Source organism: Actinobacillus delphinicola (assembly GCF_900638385.1).
GTDB lineage: Bacteria > Pseudomonadota > Gammaproteobacteria > Enterobacterales > Pasteurellaceae > Actinobacillus_C > Actinobacillus_C delphinicola.
The window spans coordinates 960874-981195 of sequence record NZ_LR134510.1 but is presented as its reverse complement, the minus strand read 5'-3'; the positions used below and the strand labels follow the sequence as shown (position 1 = coordinate 981195).

Below are 20322 nucleotides of genomic sequence, written 5' to 3'. Positions count from 1 at the left end.
TTAAATATCCATTTTTATTTTATGCGTGAAGAGCCGTTTTTACTTGCTCTGCAATATCATGCAACATGGCATAACGTTTACGATACATACTGCGTTTTTTACTTGGAATTTCCTCTAAATCACGACTTTCTAATGCCAGTGGTAATTCCCAATATGCTTTCAACGTCCCTTTACTTTCTCCAAAAATGGCATCGTAATCCACCACAAAGCTACTTGATTTAATAAAGCGAGATTTATTTTGATATTTTTGTGGAATCCCCAATAAGCGAGAATAGCCTAATGCATCCGTAACCATTTTCATCACTTCTACCATCAAATAAGCGGGGCGTAAACCATGGCATACTTTTGTTAATTGCTTAACCATTTCTTTTGAACCTTCTTGGTTAGGTCCTTGAATGACCGCAATCAGTAACGCGTCCTCAATTTTGCCAAAAGTGAGTAAATAAATAAGTTCATCATTCGCCTTATGGAAAAGCTCAATATTCCAAAATCCTTCCATTGGCTGGAACGTATTAATCCCTAAACGAAGTTCATAATCGTCCATCACCGTTGCCAGCACAATATTTTTTTCAAGAACCGAATCTGCGCCTAATTGTGCCAATCTTTCTGGTAAAAACCGTAAATTTTCACACATTTCCTGTAATCGTTTTTTTCCACTAAAACGTTTATCTAGAAAACGATGAGCAATTGGATAACTGAAATTAGGACGAGCATTTAAAAGAGGAATTAAATACGGATTTTGATTTACAAAACGTTCAAATGCTTTAATTCTGCTACGATTTAAAAAACTACGTAAATTATAGCGAAAACGCTTTGCGGCATAAGATTTGTTATTACGATCAGGATAAATCGCCTGTGCAGTAGGCCAACAATAAATATTTTGCATAATACATCTCAAAAAATTAAATAAAAAATCAAATTACCCCAAAAAGTACGATCTTTGCGAGTTAGATCGAAATTTCTCCTCCCTGAGATTTTTTTTAATTCTTACCTTTTTTATTTTATATGTACCAAGTCTATAAATATGGAGAAAAACATGTCTCTCGCCGTAGTATATAGTCGTGCTTCAATCGGTGTTGAAGCACCGCTCGTGACAATTGAAGTCCACATCAGTAATGGTAAGCCCGCTTTCACACTCGTCGGATTACCCGAAAAAACAGTAACCGAAGCTCAAGGGCGGGTTCGTAGTGCACTTATTAATGCCAATTTTAAATATCCCGCCAAACGTATTACGGTTAATTTAGCGCCTGCTGATTTGCCTAAAGAAGGCGGACGCTTTGACCTACCGATCGCCATTGGCATCCTTGCGGCATCAGGTCAACTCGATGGCAAACATCTTCAATCTTACGAACTACTCGGTGAACTAGCCCTTACTGGACAACTTCGTGGTGTCCAGGGCATAATTCCGGCTATTTTAGCGGCAGAAAAGGCAAAACGCCATTTAATTATTGCAGAAAAAAATGCCAATGAGGCGGCCCTCGTATCCCAACAAGAAACTTACTACGCACCTAATCTCCTGGCGGTGGTTAATTTTTTAAATCAACAACAACCTCTGCCCCTCGCCAGTGAAACCATTTCTGAAATAACATTGCCTCCGTTAACCTCTACACGAGATATGACAGATATTATTGGTCAGCAACACGCTAAGCGTGCCTTAACGATTGCGGCCGCGGGGCAACATAATCTGCTCTTTTTAGGCCCACCAGGGACGGGTAAAACGATGTTGGCTAGCCGCTTGACGGATTTATTACCTGAGATGTCAGATAGTGAAGCCATCGAAACCGCATCAGTAACTAGCCTTGTACAAAATGAATTGAATTTCCATAACTGGAAAAAGCGCCCTTTTCGTGCGCCCCATCATAGTGCATCCATGCCTGCTCTAGTGGGCGGAGGCACTGTGCCAAAACCTGGTGAAATTTCATTAGCCCATAATGGCGTACTATTTTTAGATGAATTACCTGAATTTGAACGGAAAGTACTAGACGCCTTACGCCAGCCTTTAGAAAGCGGGGAAATTATCATTTCTCGTGCGAATGCAAAAATTCAGTTTCCCGCACGTTTTCAATTAATCGCTGCTATGAATCCAAGCCCAACGGGGCATTATACAGGAACCCATAATCGCACGTCGCCTCAACAAGTTATGCGCTATTTAAATCGGCTTTCTGGTCCTTTCCTTGATCGTTTCGATCTTTCCATCGAAGTGCCTTTATTACCGCAGGGGACATTACAAAAACTGGATCAATCCAGCGAACGAGGTGAAAGTAGTGCCGAGATCCGTGAACGGATCATTATGGCTCGTCAAATCCAGCTACAACGTGCTGGCAAAGTAAATGCCTATTTAAGCAGTAAAGAAATTGAAACTTTTTGTAAAATCGGTGAAAAAGAGGCGATCTTCTTAGAAAATGCACTCAATAAATTAGGTTTATCTGTTCGTGCCTATCATCGTATTTTAAAAGTTGCCCGTACTATTGCAGATTTGGAAAATGAAAAAGATATTCAACAAAAACACCTTGCTGAAGCGTTAGGTTATCGAGCCATGGACAGGCTTTTGCAAAAATTAGGCAAAGAATTGTAAAGATAAAAAAGAAAGACCAAAAATAAAATTACGCCTACATTTTCGTTATTTTTTATGTAAAAAGCATAATTTTTTACGAAAATGCGGGCGTGATAAAATCTTTTCTAATAATTTATTTACGACGTGATAAGAAACGTGGCAAATCGGCAATACTATCCAAGACAGCATCAGCCATCTCTTCACCTTCTTCGGTAATCGGTTTGCCAGTACGAACTAAAATATTCGTCCCAACATCCACACTTTTACCCGCCATAAGATCTTCAACCTTATCGCCGATCATAACGGATTTAGTCGGATCAATTTTTAAAGCTTTAATCGCATCTTTAAGCATACCGCCTTTGGGTTTGCGGCAATCGCAGTCCTGACGATATTCTCCTTTGCCATCAATGTGATGCGGACAATAATAGATGCCATCTAAATCCACTCCTTGTTCAGCTAAAGACCAATCCATCCATTCAGTAAGTTGTAAAAATTGATCTTCTGTAAAATAACCACGAGCGATCCCTGACTGGTTGGTGACAAGCACTAAAAGGTAGCCCATTTGCTTTAATTTACGCAAGGCCTCAATACTGTCCTCTACAAATTCAAAATCATCAATCGTATGCACATAACCATGATCAATATTTAATGTGCCGTCACGATCTAAAAAAACTGCTTTATTCATATTTTCTCATTAATTTCGCTATAAATTGTTGCAAATTATCACTATTTCTTCTTATTTTCGCAACTTTTATCAATGATTCAAAAAAGCCTTATTTAAACATCTAGATGTCTAAATTACTATGAGTTGCCTTCATCTAGCACTGTGCAATAATAATATTTCAATTAACTGATAAATTTTAATGTGAGATCCCTCTACGCTAAAATTTCTTCAATTTCCATTTCTCGCATACCGTTCGGTGTTTTAACTTGGATACTATCACCAACTTCTTTATTCATTAACGCTCTCGCAATGGGAGAAAGATAAGAAATTTTATATTGTTTCGCATCTGCCTCATCAACACCAACTATCTGATATCTACAAGTACAATCTTCCTCAGGTTTATATAAAACGACTTTAGAACCAAAACGGACCTTATCTGTTGCCTGATTATTAATAACTTTTGCACTTGAAATACGCTGTTCTAAAAGTTGTAATTTGGCTTGTAAATATTGTTGTTGTGGACGATTATTCCCTAGATTTTGTTGTTTAAGTGCATCTAATTCACTAATAAGATCTCGTTGTTCTTGACGTAACGCATCCATTCCTTGTAGCGTTACGTAATTAATTTCGCCTTCTGGTAAAAATGCTCGTGGAGCAACAACGCTAACTTCCATGTCATCATTTTCTTTAACAAAAGCACGACTCATTCACTTCTCCTTTGCAATTAAGATGTATATACCTTCAAGAAAGCCCAAATAATATCGTTATTTCTCAACTTTATTATTTTTAAACATTTCTTGCGCATAAATATGGGCACCTTTTGCTAACATTCGCAATTGTTGAATCACGCGCATTTTTAATTTTTCACGAGCTTCAACTTCCATATCTAATGCACTTGCCCCTGCTGCGAAGGTTAAATTGACGATCCCTTCTGCCTGTGTATATGCGAAATCTTGCGGATACTTATGCTTCTCGGCGATATAGTCTGCAAGCTCATAGATAAAATATTTAAGCTCTAGATTTGCAGCATTTCGGAAAGTTTGGGATGTGCCTGAACTTTCACATAAAATTAAGCGGAACACATTGGGGTTGTTACAAATAAATTCAAAAAATACGTCAACAGAAATGGCAATCACACTTCCACCACCTTCAATACGGCGACGTGTTTGGCGTAACAACTGGCGTAAAGCAAAGCCCGCTTCATCTACCATTTCTAAACCTAGTTCATCTAAATCACGAAAATGGCGATAAAAAGAAGTCGGCGCAATTCCTGCTTCTCTCGCCACTTCACGTAAAGTTAAACTCGAAAAACTACGTTCAGAACTCAGCTGATTAAATGCAGCAGCCACTAAAGCCTGACGTGTTTTTTGTTTTTGAATCGCACGAATACCTAGCATGATTTTTTCGTTTCAGGTTGTTTAATAACGGGTATTACAGCTTCTGAAATCGCACGAGCCACACGTTCATAACGTTTTCTTAACGGTGAACCTGGACGATAAATCATAACAATTTCGCGTGACGGAGTTGGATTTACACAAGGTACATAAACGACTTTTCCACAACGATCAGCCAACACAGCTAATTCAGGAATTAAAGTGATCCCTAGTCCAGAAGCAACCATGTTATGCAACGTTTCCAAACTTGTTGCTTGATAATGTTTATTTTCAACTGCCCCTACTGTAAAACAGTAACCGACGGCATTATCACGTAAACAATGTCCATCATCTAACATCAAAATCTCTTTACCATGCAACTCTTTCATATCAACTGTTTTACGTGCAGCAAATGGATGGGACTTCGGTACAGCTAATTTCATTGGCTCTGAAAACATCGATACATTCATAAAAACATCTAGTTCTGCTTTGCTAGGTAAAATTGCACAATCTAATTTCCCATTTTCTAACAATTCAACAAGTTGTGGCGTTTTAGCTTCATAAAGAAAAAGCTCAATTTTCGGAAATTCTTCTTTAATCGTAGAAACAATATAAGGTAACAAATAAGGTCCAAGTGTAGGAATGACACCAAGATGTAATGGTCCTGACATCTCTTTTCCTTGTTGGCTTGCCATATCCTTAAATTGTTTAATCTCACGTAAAATTGCGCGTGCTTGATCAACTAATAATAAACCTGACTGCGTAAACAATACCTTACGGCTAGTTCGTTCTAACAAAATAGTGTTCAATTCTTCTTCCAATTTACGAATTTGTCCACTAAGTGTCGGCTGACTGACTTTACAAGCATCCGCTGCACGTCTAAAATGTTTGTATTCGGCTAATGCCACTAAATATTCAAGATCACGAACATTCATAAAAAATTCCTTACAATTCTAAATCTAGATAACCTTCTCTACCAATGATAGGTAAAAACGATTGAATAAATCAAGATTAACATTTGGAAATATATCATAAGTATGCCTATAATCCACACTAATAATTAACCTGCTATGAAGGAGAGACTTATGGCAACAATGGAAGGAAAAAAAGTTCCTCAAGTAACATTCCACACTCGCCAAGGCGATAAATGGGTCGATGTAACCACTGACGATTTGTTTAAAGGCAAAACTGTTATCGTATTCTCTTTGCCAGGTGCATTTACCCCAACTTGTTCATCTTCTCACTTACCACGTTATAACGAATTAGCAAAAGAATTTAAAAAACTTGGTATTGACGAAATCATTTGTATGTCAGTTAATGATACTTTCGTTATGAATGCTTGGAAAGCTGATCAAGATGCTGAAAATATAACTGTTATTCCAGATGGTAATGGTGAATTTACAAAAGGCATGGGCATGTTAGTTGAAAAAGGTGATCTTGGCTTCGGTCAACGTTCATGGCGCTACTCTATGCTTGTTCGCGATGGTATCGTAGAAAAAATGTTTATTGAACCACAAGAACCAGGCGACCCATTCAAAGTTTCTGATGCTGATACCATGATCAAATACCTTGATCCAACATGGCAATCTGCTCCATCAGTAACCATCTTTACTAAACCAGGTTGCCCATTCTGTTCAAAAGCACGCACTTTATTAGAACAAAAAGGCTATACATTTGAAGAAATCGTTCTTGGCCGTGATGCAACTATGGTATCTGTACGTGCAATTACTGGTAAAAGCACTGTTCCACAAGTATTCATCGGTGGTGAATATATTGGTGGAAGCGAAGATTTAGAAAAATACTTTGCGTAATTTAACTTACCACAAGTAAATTAATCATAGATTAAACCGCATTCAAATTGAATGCGGTTTTTTTATAGCATTTATTCCTCAAGATTCTATATAATAACTACTCATTTTGGAGCTTAAACAAGGAAGAAAACAATGTGTCAACTTTTGGGAATGAATTGTAATGTCCCCACCGATATGAATTTTTCAATGGATGGGTTCTATTTACGAGCAGGACAAACTGATCAACACTGTGATGGTTGTGGCGTTGCCTTCTTTCAAGGTAAATCTGTACGTATTTTCCGTGATAACCTATCTGCACTTACCTCGCCTATCGCACAGAGTCTCAGAAAATATGATCTAAAAACACTAAATGGCATTGCCCATATTCGTAAAGCAACCCAAGGTGAAATTAATCTTGAAAATACGCATCCATTTTTGCGTGAATTATGGGGAGAAAATTGGGTCTTTGCCCACAATGGCAACCTTACCGCATTACCACATTTAGAAGAAAATAATATTATTTTCTATGAGCCAATTGGAACAACTGATTCAGAAGCCGCTTTCTGTTTTATGGCAAATCAGTTAAAAAATAAATTTAAAACAAAACCTACTGAAAAACAACTATTTGAAAGTATTAAGGAAATTAGCCAAACTTTACAAGAAAACGGTACGTTTAACTTTTTACTATCAAATGGAGAGGTTATGTTTGCATTTTGTACCACGGATTTATATTACATCACACGCCATGCTCCGTTTGGAGAAGTATTGCGCGTAGATGATGATGCAGTAATTGATTTTCGTCCGTATACTACTGAGCGCGATAAAGTCACTATCATTGCAACACGTCCATTAACGAAAAATGAAAATTGGGTGAAAATGGAAAAAGGTGAACTTTGTTTGTTTAAACAGGGAGAACGCATTAAATAATTCCGAACACGCCCCTTTTTTCTGAAAAATTTTTAAAATAAAAATCCCGTTAACTTATAACGGGATTTTTTGAAAGAATAAAGCTAGTTTAGCTTATACTTATTTATCTTCGCGTGGTGGTTTCGGTAATACTAAATTTAAAATAATTCCACTGATAGCCCCAAGTCCAATACCAGAGAATCCTACACCACCAAATTCGAAACTCATCCCGCCAATTGCGAAAACAAGAATAATCGCAATAATTGCAAGATTACGTGGGCAATTTAAATCAACATCTGAAGCAGCTAATGTTTTGATTCCCACCACCGTAATAATACCGAACAATAACAACATAATTCCTCCCATTACTGGAACTGGAATGGTTGCAAGTAACGCACCAACTTTCCCAATAAAGGCCAAAATAATTGCAAAGATAGCCGCCCATGTCATAATTGCTGGATTGAATGCTTTCGTAACTGTCACCGCACCCGTTACTTCAGAATAAGTTGTACATGGTGGTCCACCTACGGCAGTAGCTAGCACGGTCGCAATTCCATCACCTAACAAAGTATTATGAAGTCCTGGTTTTTCTAAATAGTTTTTCCCTGTAACATTTGAAATCGCTAACATATCTCCGATATGTTCCACTGTCGGTGCAATAGCAATAGGTACAATATAGAAAATGGCATCCCAATTTAATTTAGGAAAAGAAAAATGTGGAATACCAAACCAACTTGCTTTATGGACTGCCGTAAAATCAATAATCCCTAAGAAATAAGATAAGGTGTATCCCACTAAAATGCCGACCAAAATTGGCACGAGTTTCATTAAACCTCGTCCAACAATTGAGGTAACAAGTACTGCTGCTAGCGTTACAAAAGAGATTAAAAGTGCCGTATTATGTGCCACTAGAATAGTTGCACCATTTCCAGATTTTCCCATCGCCATATTAACGGCTGCCGGTGAAAGGATAAGCCCGATCGACATAATTACAGGACCAATTACTGTCGGCGGTAATAAGCGATTTAAAAAGCTCTTACCAAAAATTCTGATAAGAAAAGAAAATGCAATATAAAATCCCCCTGCCGCAACAAGTCCAGATAAAGTCGCAGGGATTCCCCATTCCTGCACCCCAAAACTAATCGGTGCAATAAAAGCAAAGGAACTGGCAAGAAAAATCGGTGGAATCTCACCTCTCCCTAAGAATTTATTCGTCAACTGAAAAGCGATGGTTCCAATCCCTGCTGCAAATAATGCCACACTAGAATCAAGTCCCGTCAGAATCGGAACAAGAACTAACGCCCCGAAAGCGACAAATAAAAACTGTAATCCAATTAATGAATCTTTAAACCTAAATCTATAATCTGTTGCACTCATTATGCTTATTCTCCTTATTTCACTTTCTTTTGCCCATAAAAAAACAGCTAAGAGAAAAAACTCTTAGCTGTTTTTTAATAATTTTTTTGGTTTAAGAAGAAACAACATACTGTCAAATAATCGAAAACGATCTAACAGCTTTGGCGACGAAATGACATCTAAATATGTTGTTTGCATACAAAACCTTTTTTAGCACAAAAAATCTGGCGTATTATACGCAAACATTTACACACTGCAATCTTTTTTATGTTTTTTATTCTTGCCAAGACCATTATTTTTTTATAGGCTAGACATACCAAATTGTTAGGATATTTATATTGACACAACTACTTCTTCCTATTCACCAGATTGATGACGAAAATTTTTCCAATTTTCATGGCGAAAGTAATTTATTACTCTTAAGCTCTGTACGTAAAAATTTCGAACATCTGCAACAGCCTTTTTTCTATCTTTGGGGAGAGAAAGGGTCGGGGAAGACTCACTTTTTAAAAGCATGTAGCAACGAATTTTTCTTAAAAAATCGCCGTGCTATTTATGTTCCATTAAGCAAATCATGCTACTTTTCACCAGCAGTATTAGAAAATTTAGAACAAAAAGAACTCGTCTGCCTCGATGATTTACAATGTGTCATGGGTGATCCTGAATGGGAAGTCGCTATTTTTGATCTTTTTAACCGTATTAAAGAAACGCAAAAAACGTTACTTATTATGAGTGCCGATCAATCACCACATGCTTTGAAAGTTAATTTACCCGATCTAGCATCACGCTTGACCTGGGGAGAAAGTTATCAGCTTGCTAACTTAAATGAAGATCAAAAACGTCAAGTTTTACAGGAAAATGCTCGCCAACGTGGTATTGAGCTTCCCGATGAAACGGCGAATTTCCTGTTAAAACGTATGGAACGTGATTTAAAAACACTTTCAGAAACGCTCTCTTTATTAGATAAAGCCTCTTTACAAGCCAAACGCAAGCTCACTATTCCATTTGTAAAAGAAGTTTTAAATCTCTAGCTGAGATCCATATTTTCGCCCTGCCATAAACTCTCCAAGCTCGGACGTGCTTTTATTATCTTAACAGTGTTTCCACATACCATCACTTCGCTTGCAGCAACTTGGCTATTGTAAGCAGATGACATTGCTGCTCCGTACGCCCCCGCATCTAACATTGCTAACAAATCACCTTGTTGAATCTGTAATTTTCTATTTTTACCAAGAAAATCACTACTTTCACAAATCGGGCCAACCACATCATAACACTGTGATGGTCGCACCATTTGATTGACTTCAATAATTCGCATTTCGGCATGATATAAGGCTGGACGAATCATTTGATGCATTCCAGTATCTACGATAGCAAAATACTTCGTACCGTGCTTTTTAATGTATTCTACTTTCGTTACAAGAATCCCTGCATCCGCACAAATCGCACGCCCAGGCTCAATTAAAATTTCTAATTCAGGATAATCTTGCATCACTTCGACTAAGATTTTGACATAATCTTGAATAGACGGAACACTTTTCCCATCATAACTCACGCCAAGTCCACCACCAAAATCAACGTGTTTTAAAGGAATACCACGGCAAATAAGGGTATCAATCATATGACGAACCTTTAGTGCTGCCTCTTTAAAAGGAGATAAATCTGTTAATTGAGAACCAATGTGACAATCAATACCAACAACTTGAATATGCGATAAGCGATGGGCGAGATCATATAGACGTAATGCTTCATCTACCGTAATACCAAATTTATTTTCGCTTAACCCTGTCGAAATATACGGATGGGTATGTGCATCAATATTAGGATTAATACGGAAAGAAATGCGTGCTATAAGATTTTCTTGCTGTGCAATAGAATGAATACGGTAAAGCTCTTGTTCACTCTCTACATTAAAACATTTAATCCCTGCTTTAAGCGCCATAAGGATTTCATCATCACGTTTTCCAACGCCAGAGAAAACAACTTTATTTGCATCGCCACCTGCTTTAAGAACACGGGCTAATTCACCGCCAGAGACAATATCAAATCCAGAGCCCAATTGTGCCAACGTTTTTAAAATAGCTAAATTACTATTAGCCTTCACAGCAAAACAAACAAGATGTCGTGGAGCTGTATTTAATACAGCAAAAGAAGTGTCAAAGGCACGCCAATTCTGAATCAATTGTTTCTGCGAATAGAGGTAAAGTGGCGTGCCATATTCATTTGCAATATCAGAAACTGCTATTTCATCAACAATAAGTTGATGGTTTTTAAAATAAAACCCCATACTTTACCCCTTGAACGATTATTGATTAATCGGTTGTTGTGCCTGTTGATTCGATTGTTGAGCTGGAAAATAAAGTGGACCTTTTACCCCACAACCTACTAGCGCCATAGTTAATGTAGAAATAGCGACCAAAAATGCCATTTTTCGCATAGATTACTCCAAAAGAAAATAAAGTTACTTTTTATCACTAAATCTCGCTTTATGCTATCGCTAATTAAGGAAAATCTTTATAATTTAACTTTATTTTATAGGAAGGAAATATAATGAATCTGACTGAATACCATCAAAATATTGATAAACTTTGGCTGAATATTGAAGAACAACTCGAACAACAAGGTTGTGATGTTGATTGTGATACACAAGGTTCAGTATTTACCATCACTTTCCCTGACGATGAACAAATTGTTATCAATAAGCAAGAACCTCTTCTAGAGCTATGGCTTGCAAGCAGAGCTGGAGGATACCATTTTAGTTTCCAAAATGGTGAATGGATGAACCAAAATGGTGAATCTTTTTGGTCATTACTTGAAACAGCTTGTGCACGTTATGGAGAAAACGTGACATTTACTCGCTAAGAGATATATCCGTGGAAGCACAACACGCAAACGTTACAGAAAATGTTGATATCGCACTTAATATTTTAAAATCAACCTTTGGTTATCAGCATTTTCGTACGGGACAGCAAGAAGTTATTCAAGCAACGTTAGCAAAACGCGATTCCCTCGTCATTATGGCGACAGGGAATGGTAAGTCGCTTTGCTACCAGATTCCAGCGCTTTATTTTAAAGGGCTAACACTTGTCATTTCTCCGCTTATTTCATTAATGAAAGACCAAGTGGATCAACTACGTGCAAATGGTATTGCTGCGGACTTTCTCAATTCTAGTCAGACTTTTGAAGAACAGCAACGTGTTCAGAGTCGAGCCATTCAGGGTGAGTTAAAATTGCTCTATCTCTCGCCTGAAAAAATTCTTTCACATAGTTTCTTTCAATTTATTTCACAATGCCACGTCAGTTTTATTGCCATTGATGAGGCACACTGTATTTCTCAATGGGGACACGATTTTCGTCCTGAATACACACAACTTGGCAATTTGAAACAAGCCTTTCCGAATATTCCTATCATGGCACTTACAGCAACAGCCGATCTTGTAACACGCCAAGATATTGTAAAACATTTAAACTTACAAGAACCCTATCGTTATATTGGTAGTTTTGACCGTCCCAATATTCGTTATATGGTTATGGAAAAATTTAAGCCTACTGATCAACTTTGTACCTTTGTGCAAAAACAGAAAGGGAAAAGTGGGATTATTTATTGTAATAGCCGTAAAAAAGTAGAAAAATTAACTGAGCGTCTTCAAAAAGAAGGTATTCAAGTTGCAGGCTACCATGCTGGAATGGAGACAGCAGAAAGAGAACGTATCCAACAAGCATTTCAACGTGATGATATTCAAGTAATCGTTGCTACCATTGCTTTTGGAATGGGAATAAACAAATCCAACGTCCGCTTTGTTGTCCATTTTGACCTTCCTCGTAGTATTGAATCCTACTACCAAGAAACTGGACGCGCGGGTCGAGATAACCTTCCAGCACAAGCTGTCCTTTTTTATGATCCAGCAGATTATGCGTGGCTGGAAAAGATTCTTTTAGAGAAAGCAGATAGTCCACAACGCCAAATCGAACAACAAAAATTACAAAGTATTGGCGAATTTGCCGATAGCCAAACCTGCCGAAGACTAGTCCTACTCAATTACTTTGGAGAACATCGCCACGAGGCATGCCAAAACTGCGATATCTGCCTCGATCCTCCTAAAAAATACGATGGACTTTTGGATGCTCAAAAGATTATGTCAACTATTTTCCGCGTAGGACAATCTTTCGGTAGCCACTATGTCATCGCCGTACTCCGTGGCATGAAAAACCAAAAAATTATTGATAATCAACATGATACTTTAAGTGTTTATGGCATCGGCAAAGAAAAATCTCAAGAATACTGGCAATCAGTATTACGCCAACTTATTCATCTCGGTTTTGTCAAACAAGTAATGTTAGAAACAAATTATATCCCACATAGTCAACTTATGCTTACTTCGGAAGCACGAGCAGTGTTACGTAGTGAGATTCCACTACAACTTGCAGAACCAAGATTGCCACGCCATATGAGTGCAATATCACATAAAAATATTGTTACGAATTACGACAAAGACTTATTTGCAAGACTGCGTTTCTTACGTAAACAAATTGCAGATAAAAATAATATTCCGCCTTATATCGTATTTAACGATGCTACTTTACAAGAAATGGCACGCTATAAGCCTGATTCTAGTAAAGCTATGCTAGAAATAAATGGTGTAGGCTCGATAAAAATGGAGCGTTTTGGATACGCATTTTTAACTATAATTAAAGAGCATATTCAAAATCAAAATAAAGGAACCGATTATGAACTTTCAAGAAATTAGCCCACAAGATGCTTGGGAATTAGTAAAAACAGATTCAGTTGTCCTTGCTGATATTCGTAAATTAGAAGACTTTCAAATAAGCCATGCACAAGGCGCTATCCATCTCGGAAATGAAAATCTTCAACAATATATCAATCAATGGGAATACGAAGATCCAATCATCATATCCTGTTATCACGGTATCAGCAGCCGTAGTATTGCCGAATTTCTTGCAAATCAAGGTTTCGAACACGTTTACAGCCTAACTGGCGGTTTCGAAGGCTGGCAAAAAGCAGAATTACCGGTGGAGAAGTAGTCATGCACCAATATAAAAAGCCACTTAGCAACTAAGTGGCTTTTTTAATTAATTGATTTCTAAATCTGCTAATACATCTTCATTTAAATAGGTTTGACGTAAGAGGATAACCATTAGCACACTAGGAATAGTCACGCGGTAAGCTGGTCCTGCAATATCAATCGCAGTCCATATTCCTGTTACTGCCCATCCAATTGGTCCCGTTAGAATAGATGCCACACGAGTAATAGTCGTATTAGCAACCAGCGTTAATCCTCTACCAAATATCGCTTTCCAAATCGCATTAACTACGAGCAACGTAATTTGATAAGATTTAAATCCACCCATATTAAATAATTTCAAAAATGCAGCCGTTAAAACAGAAGCATTTACCCTGCCAAAATCCTTAATCCCTATTGATACCGCAAGTTCCTCCTGTTCTTCTCGGGTCATATCATCTAATGCTTTCTCTAATACAGTCATTAATAAATTTTGTTCAATCTTCGTTGTTTCAGAGTTTTTATTATAGTTTACTTTCATTTTATCGCAGACATCACACAAAATCTCATTATAAAGAACACCACTGCTACCACGGAAAAAATTAAAAAATGAATTTCCTCCAAATAATTGCAGTTCCTCTGCAATACGACGCCAATATTGGGTATAATCACTCCCATAGCGGCGATATTCTTCTGATATAGATAATGTTTCTGTTAAACGTTTTTCATTATCCTCCGGATCATAAACTAATATTTCAAATAATTTCCCTAAATTTTCATTAGATAATTCACCTAAAAATGCGAGATCCGTATCATACCGATATGCCATTGAATTTTCCTTTTCAGCTTATTAAAAATGAAAATTTTACGAGAAAATTGAGGAAAAAGAATAGATAAGATACTGTATTTATTATAGATTCATGAATAAATTATCATCATATCAATACAATAACTAATAATCTAGAAATATCCTTGTAACTTATTCAGCCCAATCCTTATCCTTTTCAAAGCAATGAGATATAAGTTTTATAATACTGGAAAGGTTATAAGACATCATTTGTAAATGACCGAACCCTATTTTTTCTACAATCCTATGCTTCTATCCCTCCTCCCTTTTACTCTTTTACGGAATATCAGAGCGTGATGTGTAAGTCAGTGATGGAAAGGCAACAAAGGTATGTAGAGGAATAATCTATAAAACTTATGTAAGTTTATGAGCAATTTAAAACGCATAAATTTTTAGGAAAAATAGGGCGTGTTTTCAATTTTTTAAAATAAAAATAATAATTAAAAAAATTAGAGATGAATATGAATAAGAAGAGAAAAATAAGCAGGGATAAAATGGGATAGCCTTTCTTAATCTTTTTTCTTGATTTTCAGGTATAAAAAAACCTCTTGATTGCTCAAGAGGTTGGTGTTGGGACCTGGCGGTGTCCTACTCTCGCATGGAGGAACTCCACACTACCATCGGCGTTACAGCGTTTCACTTCTGAGTTCGGCATGGGGTCAGGTGGGACCACTGCACTTTCGCCGCCAGGATTATTCTTTATAATCTGTCTTTTCGTCGTTCTTTACTTAACGTTTTATCTTTGCGTTTATTTTCTCTTCGCTTCGTTAAGCCTTTAAAATCTCACTGAAAACTGACTTTCTTTCAAATCTTTTCTCTAAAAATATTTGAGTGTTGTATGGTTAAGCCTCTCGGGCAATTAGTATCTGTTAGCTCAACGCCTCACAGCGCTTACACATCAGACCTATCAACGTCTTAGTCTCAAACAACCCTTACCGACTTTAAGTCGGGGAGAACTCATCTCTTGGCAAGTTTCGTGCTTAGATGCTTTCAGCACTTATCTCTTCCGCATGTAGCTACCCAGCAATGCCTCTGGCGAGACAACTGGAACACCAGTGATGCGTCCACTCCGGTCCTCTCGTACTAGGAGCAGCCCCAATCAATTCTCCAACGCCCACGGCAGATAGGGACCGAACTGTCTCACGACGTTCTAAACCCAGCTCGCGTACCACTTTAAATGGCGAACAGCCATACCCTTGGGACCTACTTCAGCCCCAGGATGTGATGAGCCGACATCGAGGTGCCAAACACCGCCGTCGATATGAACTCTTGGGCGGTATCAGCCTGTTATCCCCGGAGTACCTTTTATCCGTTGAGCGATGGCCCTTCCATGCAGAACCACCGGATCACTATGACCTACTTTCGTACCTGCTCGACTTGTCTGTCTCGCAGTTAAGCTTGCTTATACCATTGCACTAACCTCACGATGTCCGACCGTGATTAGCAAACCTTCGTGCTCCTCCGTTACTCTTTGGGAGGAGACCGCCCCAGTCAAACTACCCACCAGACACTGTCCGAGTACCCGTTTCAGGTACGTCGTTAGAACATCAAACGTTAAAGGGTGGTATTTCAACAACGACTCCACAAGAACTGGCGTTCTCGCTTCATAGTCTCCCACCTATCCTACACATTAAAATTCAAGGTTCAGTGTCAAGCTATAGTAAAGGTTCACGGGGTCTTTCCGTCTAGCCGCGGGTACACCGCATCTTCACGGCGATTTCAATTTCACTGAGTCTCGGGTGGAGACAGCCTGGCCATCATTATGCCATTCGTGCAGGTCGGAACTTACCCGACAAGGAATTTCGCTACCTTAGGACCGTTATAGTTACGGCCGCCGTTTACTGGGGCTTCGATCAGGAGCTTCGCTTGCGCTAACCCCATCAATTAACCTTCCAGCACCGGGCAGGCATCACACCCTATACGTCCACTTTCGTGTTTGCAGAGTGCTGTGTTTTTAATAAACAGTTGCAGCCAGCTGGTATCTTCGACCGGATTCGCCTTCGTCCGCGAGGGACTACAACTACCACCGGCGCACCTTCTCCCGAAGTTACGGTGCTATTTTGCCTAGTTCCTTCACCCGAGTTCTCTCAAGCGCCTGAGTATTCTCTACCTGATCACCTGTGTCGGTTTACAGTACGATTTATAATAACCTGAAGCTTAGTGGCTTTTCCTGGAAGTGTGGTATCAGTTACTTCACAACCGTAGTTGCTCGTCATCACTTCTCGGCGTTAAGAATATCCGGATTTGCCTAGATATTCCGCCTACCGGCTTAAACCATCTAATCCAAAAGATGGCTAACCTAACCTACTCCGTCCCCACATCGCAGTTATTACAAGTACGGGAATATTAACCCGTTTCCCATCGACTACGCTTTTCAGCCTTGCCTTAGGGGTCGACTCACCCTGCCCCGATTAACGTTGGACAGGAAACCTTGATCTTCCGGCGAACGAGTTTTTCACTCGTTTTATCGTTACTTATGTCAGCATTCGCACTTCTGATACGTCCAGCATACTTCTCAGTACACCTTCATCCGCTTACAGAACGCTCCCCTACCCAACAGACTTACGTCTGATGCCGCAGCTTCGGTGCTATATTTGAGCCCCGTTACATCTTCCGCGCAGGCCGACTCGACTAGTGAGCTATTACGCTTTCTTTAAATGATGGCTGCTTCTAAGCCAACATCCTAGCTGTCTAAGCCTTCCCACTTCGTTTCCCACTTAATATAGACTTTGGGACCTTAGCTGGCGGTCTGGGTTGTTTCCCTCTCCACGACGAACGTTAGCACCCGCCGTGTGTCTCCTGAGTATCACTCTTTGGTATTCGGAGTTTGCATCGGGTTGGTAAGCCGGGATGGCCCCCTAGCCGAAACAGTGCTCTACCCCCAAAGGTGTCCGCTCAAGGCTCTACCTAAATAGATTTCGGGGAGAACCAGCTATCTCCCGGTTTGATTGGCCTTTCACCCCCAGCCACAGGTCATCCGCTAATTTTTCAACATTAGTCGGTTCGGTCCTCCAGTTAGTGTTACCCAACCTTCAACCTGCCCATGGCTAGATCACCGGGTTTCGGGTCTATATCTTGCAACTAGTCGCCCAGTTAAGACTCGGTTTCCCTACGGCTCCCTTATTCAGTTAACCTCGCTACAAAATATAAGTCGCTGACCCATTATACAAAAGGTACGCAGTCACCACACGAAGTGGCTCCCACTGCTTGTACGTACAGGGTTTCAGGTTCTATTTCACTCCCCTCACAGGGGTTCTTTTCGCCTTTCCTTCACAGTACTGGTTCACTATCGGTCAATCAGGAGTATTTAGCCTTGGAGGATGGTCCCCCCATCTTCAGACAAGATAACACGTGTCCCGCCCTACTTATCGTAAGCTCAGTACCACAAAAGCGTTTTAAGATACGGGACTATCACCCTCTATGATTGAGCTTCCCAGCTCATTCTCCTAACGCTTTTGCTATCACTTACAGGCTCTTCCGCTTTCGCTCGCCGCTACTAACAGAATCTCGGTTGATTTCTTTTCCTCGGGGTACTTAGATGTTTCAGTTCTCCCGGTTTGCTTCTCTTTCCTATATATTCAAAAAGAGATGATAGATTCTTCATCTATCGGGTTTCCCCATTCGGATATCTCGGGTTATAACGGCTCTTATCGCCTTACCCAAGCTTTTCGCAGATTAGCACGTCCTTCATCGCCTCTGATTGCCAAGGCATCCGCCCTGTACGCTTAGTCACTTAACCATACAACCTCAAATATTTTCATATTAAGATTGCGATTAACAACTCGACTTATGCTGCCTTTTTCAGCATAAGATTTTTAACTACTCAGACTTTACTTGAAAGTCTCTTTAGTTTTCAGCTTGATTTTAAATTTTTAAAGAACAATTCGACAATTTTAACAAATTATCATTAGAAAGTGAAAAAATTTTTTCTTCTTCCCTTTGTAATGAAAATTTGGTGGAGATAAGCGGGATCGAACCGCTGACCTCCTGCGTGCAAGGCAGGCGCTCTCCCAGCTGAGCTATATCCCCATCTTTTCATTCCTGTGTCACCCCCACTAAACCTTCGTTTCGTTGAGAGTGGTGGGTCTGAGTGGACTTGAACCACCGACCTCACCCTTATCAGGGGTGCGCTCTAACCACCTGAGCTACAGACCCACAGGGCATTGTCTTTCTTTGTCTACAACCACTAAAACAATCTGTGTGAGCACTCACTGTCGCTTCATTTTGGTAAGGAGGTGATCCAACCGCAGGTTCCCCTACGGTTACCTTGTTACGACTTCACCCCAGTCATGAATCATACCGTGGTAAACGCCCTCCCGAAGGTTAAGCTATCTACTTCTGGTACAACCCACTCCCATGGTGTGACGGGCGGTGTGTACAAGGCCCGGGAACGTATTCACCGCGACATTCTGATTCGCGATTACTAGCGATTCCGACTTCATGGAGTCGAGTTGCAGACTCCAATCCGGACTTAGACGTACTTTCTGAGATTCGCTCACCCTCGCAGGCTCGCTGCCCTCTGTATACGCCATTGTAGCACGTGTGTAGCCCTACTCGTAAGGGCCATGATGACTTGACGTCATCCCCACCTTCCTCCAGTTTATCACTGGCAGTCTCCTTTGAGTTCCCGGCCAAACCGCTGGCAACAAAGGATAAGGGTTGCGCTCGTTGCGGGACTTAACCCAACATTTCACAACACGAGCTGACGACAGCCATGCAGCACCTGTCTCATGGTTCCCGAAGGCACCCTCGTATCTCTACAAGGTTCCATGGATGTCAAGAGTAGGTAAGGTTCTTCGCGTTGCATCGAATTAAACCACATGCTCCACCGCTTGTGCGGGCCCCCGTCAATTCATTTGAGTTTTAACCTTGCGGCCGTACTCCCCAGGCGGTCGATTTATCACGTTAGCTACGGGCACCAGACCTAAAGCCCAATCCCCAAATCGACATCGTTTACAGCGTGGACTACCAGGGTATCTAATCCTGTTTGCTCCCCACGCTTTCGCACATGAGCGTCAGTATATTCCCAAGGGGCTGCCTTCGCCTTCGGTATTCCTCCACATCTCTACGCATTTCACCGCTACACGTGGAATTCTACCCCTCCCTAAAATACTCTAGCGACCCAGTATGAAATGCAATTCCTAGGTTAAGCCCAGGGCTTTCACACCTCACTTAAGTCACCGCCTGCGTGCCCTTTACGCCCAGTTATTCCGATTAACGCTCGCACCCTCCGTATTACCGCGGCTGCTGGCACGGAGTTAGCCGGTGCTTCTTCTGTGGCTAACGTCAAGTCAACGTGCTATTAACACGCCAACCTTCCTCACCACCGAAAGAACTTTACAACCCGAAGGCCTTCTTCATTCACGCGGCATGGCTGCATCAGGCTTGCGCCCATTGTGCAATATTCCCCACTGCTGCCTCCCGTAGGAGTCTGGGCCGTGTCTCAGTCCCAGTGTGGCTGGTCATCCTCTCAGACCAGCTAGAGATCGCCGACTTGGTGAGCCATTACCTCACCAACTATCTAATCCCACTTGGGCTCACTTCATGGCATGTGGCCTTACGGTCCCACACATTTAATCTCTCGATATTACGCGGTATTAGCTACAGTTTCCCGTAGTTATCCCCCTCCATGAAACAGATTCCCAAGCATTACTCACCCGTCCGCCACTCGTCAGCAAAGAAAGCAAGCTTTCTTCCTGTTACCGTTCGACTTGCATGTGTTAAGCCTGCCGCCAGCGTTCAATCTGAGCCATGATCAAACTCTTCAATTCAAAGCTTGATTCGCTCAATAAGCTGACAAAAAGTCTTTCA

At 40.2% G+C, this 20322-nt stretch carries 16 protein-coding genes, 2 tRNA genes and 3 rRNA genes; 7 read left to right on the top strand and 14 right to left on the bottom strand.

The window, feature by feature from the left end; translation table 11 throughout:
- Positions 1-19: 19 nt before the first annotated feature.
- Positions 20-886 (bottom strand): VirK/YbjX family protein, encoded by an 867-nt coding sequence (locus EL259_RS04595; protein ID WP_126599432.1) that lies wholly within the window; start codon positions 884-886, stop codon positions 20-22.
- A 150-nt stretch (positions 887-1036) separates the two neighbouring features.
- On the opposite strand from EL259_RS04595, the gene EL259_RS04590 reads away from it, so the two are divergent.
- Positions 1037-2575, top strand: coding sequence for a YifB family Mg chelatase-like AAA ATPase (locus EL259_RS04590; RefSeq protein ID WP_126599430.1), 1539 nt, complete (start codon positions 1037-1039; stop codon positions 2573-2575).
- Positions 2576-2687: 112 nt separating this feature from the next.
- On the opposite strand, the gene gmhB is transcribed toward EL259_RS04590, so the two are convergent.
- The 4 genes from gmhB to oxyR all read right to left on the bottom strand — a co-directional run bounded on the left by gmhB (position 2688) and on the right by oxyR (position 5526).
- The gene (gene gmhB, locus EL259_RS04585) at positions 2688-3239 is read right to left on the bottom strand and encodes a D-glycero-beta-D-manno-heptose 1,7-bisphosphate 7-phosphatase (RefSeq protein ID WP_126599429.1); all 552 of its coding nucleotides are present in this window, start codon (positions 3237-3239) and stop codon (positions 2688-2690) included.
- Between the two features lie 191 nt (positions 3240-3430).
- Positions 3431-3925 carry a GreA/GreB family elongation factor gene (locus EL259_RS04580; RefSeq protein ID WP_126599427.1) on the bottom strand — a complete coding sequence of 165 codons (495 nt, stop codon included), beginning with the start codon at positions 3923-3925 and terminating at the stop codon, positions 3431-3433.
- A gap of 57 nt (positions 3926-3982) precedes the next feature.
- Entirely contained in the window at positions 3983-4615 is a 633-nt protein-coding gene (gene fabR / locus EL259_RS04575; protein WP_126599425.1) for an HTH-type transcriptional repressor FabR, read from the bottom strand.
- Positions 4609-5526 carry a DNA-binding transcriptional regulator OxyR gene (gene oxyR, locus EL259_RS04570; RefSeq protein ID WP_126599423.1) on the bottom strand — a complete coding sequence of 306 codons (918 nt, stop codon included), beginning with the start codon at positions 5524-5526 and terminating at the stop codon, positions 4609-4611. Before oxyR ends, fabR begins: the two co-directional genes overlap by 7 nt.
- A 150-nt stretch (positions 5527-5676) precedes the next feature.
- On the opposite strand from oxyR, the gene EL259_RS04565 reads away from it, so the two are divergent.
- Together EL259_RS04565 and EL259_RS04560 are read left to right on the top strand one after the other, a co-directional pair.
- Positions 5677-6402, top strand: coding sequence for a glutathione peroxidase (locus EL259_RS04565; RefSeq protein WP_126599421.1), 726 nt, complete (start codon positions 5677-5679; stop codon positions 6400-6402).
- Positions 6403-6534: 132 nt separating this feature from the next.
- Positions 6535-7308, top strand: a complete 774-nt coding sequence (locus tag EL259_RS04560; protein ID WP_126599419.1) for a class II glutamine amidotransferase — start codon at positions 6535-6537, stop codon at positions 7306-7308.
- Positions 7309-7407: 99 nt separating this feature from the next.
- On the opposite strand, the gene EL259_RS04555 is transcribed toward EL259_RS04560, so the two are convergent.
- A complete protein-coding gene (locus EL259_RS04555; protein WP_126599417.1) occupies positions 7408-8664 on the bottom strand; it encodes a uracil-xanthine permease family protein in 1257 nt (418 codons plus the stop codon).
- 314 nt (positions 8665-8978) lie between these two features.
- On the opposite strand from EL259_RS04555, the gene hda reads away from it, so the two are divergent.
- Entirely contained in the window at positions 8979-9674 is a 696-nt protein-coding gene (hda, locus tag EL259_RS04550; protein ID WP_126599416.1) for a DnaA inactivator Hda, read from the top strand.
- Here the strand turns inward: hda and lysA are convergent.
- A complete protein-coding gene (gene lysA, locus EL259_RS04545) occupies positions 9671-10930 on the bottom strand; it encodes a diaminopimelate decarboxylase (protein WP_126599414.1) in 1260 nt (419 codons plus the stop codon). The two genes, hda and lysA, sit on opposite strands and share 4 nt — an antisense overlap.
- An 18-nt stretch (positions 10931-10948) precedes the next feature.
- The gene (lptM, locus tag EL259_RS04540; protein ID WP_126599413.1) at positions 10949-11080 is read right to left on the bottom strand and encodes an LPS translocon maturation chaperone LptM; all 132 of its coding nucleotides are present in this window, start codon (positions 11078-11080) and stop codon (positions 10949-10951) included.
- A gap of 113 nt (positions 11081-11193) precedes the next feature.
- Between lptM and cyaY the strand changes: the two genes are divergently transcribed.
- Genes cyaY through glpE form a run of 3 tightly spaced genes read left to right on the top strand, consistent with a single transcriptional unit; the run spans position 11194 to position 13686 of the window.
- On the top strand, positions 11194-11505 hold the full coding sequence (cyaY, locus tag EL259_RS04535; protein ID WP_126599411.1) for an iron donor protein CyaY: 312 nt from the start codon (positions 11194-11196) through the stop codon (positions 11503-11505).
- Positions 11506-11510: 5 nt separating this feature from the next.
- Entirely contained in the window at positions 11511-13391 is a 1881-nt protein-coding gene (gene recQ / locus EL259_RS04530) for a DNA helicase RecQ (RefSeq protein ID WP_408608237.1), read from the top strand.
- On the top strand, positions 13372-13686 hold the full coding sequence (glpE, locus tag EL259_RS04525; protein ID WP_126599408.1) for a thiosulfate sulfurtransferase GlpE: 315 nt from the start codon (positions 13372-13374) through the stop codon (positions 13684-13686). The genes recQ and glpE overlap by 20 nt, the downstream gene beginning before the upstream one ends.
- Positions 13687-13734: 48 nt before the next feature.
- Here the strand turns inward: glpE and EL259_RS04520 are convergent, their stop codons facing one another.
- From EL259_RS04520 to EL259_RS04495, 6 genes are all read right to left on the bottom strand, one after another.
- Positions 13735-14493, bottom strand: a complete 759-nt coding sequence (locus tag EL259_RS04520) for a DUF3944 domain-containing protein (RefSeq protein ID WP_126599406.1) — start codon at positions 14491-14493, stop codon at positions 13735-13737.
- A 593-nt stretch (positions 14494-15086) separates the two neighbouring features.
- Positions 15087-15202, bottom strand: a 5S ribosomal RNA gene (rrf, locus tag EL259_RS04515).
- Positions 15203-15349: 147 nt separating this feature from the next.
- Positions 15350-18250, bottom strand: a 23S ribosomal RNA gene (locus EL259_RS04510).
- Between the two features lie 214 nt (positions 18251-18464).
- Positions 18465-18540 (bottom strand) — tRNA-Ala (locus tag EL259_RS04505).
- A 49-nt stretch (positions 18541-18589) separates the two neighbouring features.
- Positions 18590-18666 (bottom strand) — tRNA-Ile (locus tag EL259_RS04500).
- A gap of 73 nt (positions 18667-18739) precedes the next feature.
- A 16S ribosomal RNA gene (locus EL259_RS04495) occupies positions 18740-20282 on the bottom strand.
- Together the 16S, 23S and 5S rRNA genes with 2 tRNA genes alongside form the textbook arrangement of a ribosomal RNA operon.
- Positions 20283-20322 lie beyond the last annotated feature (40 nt).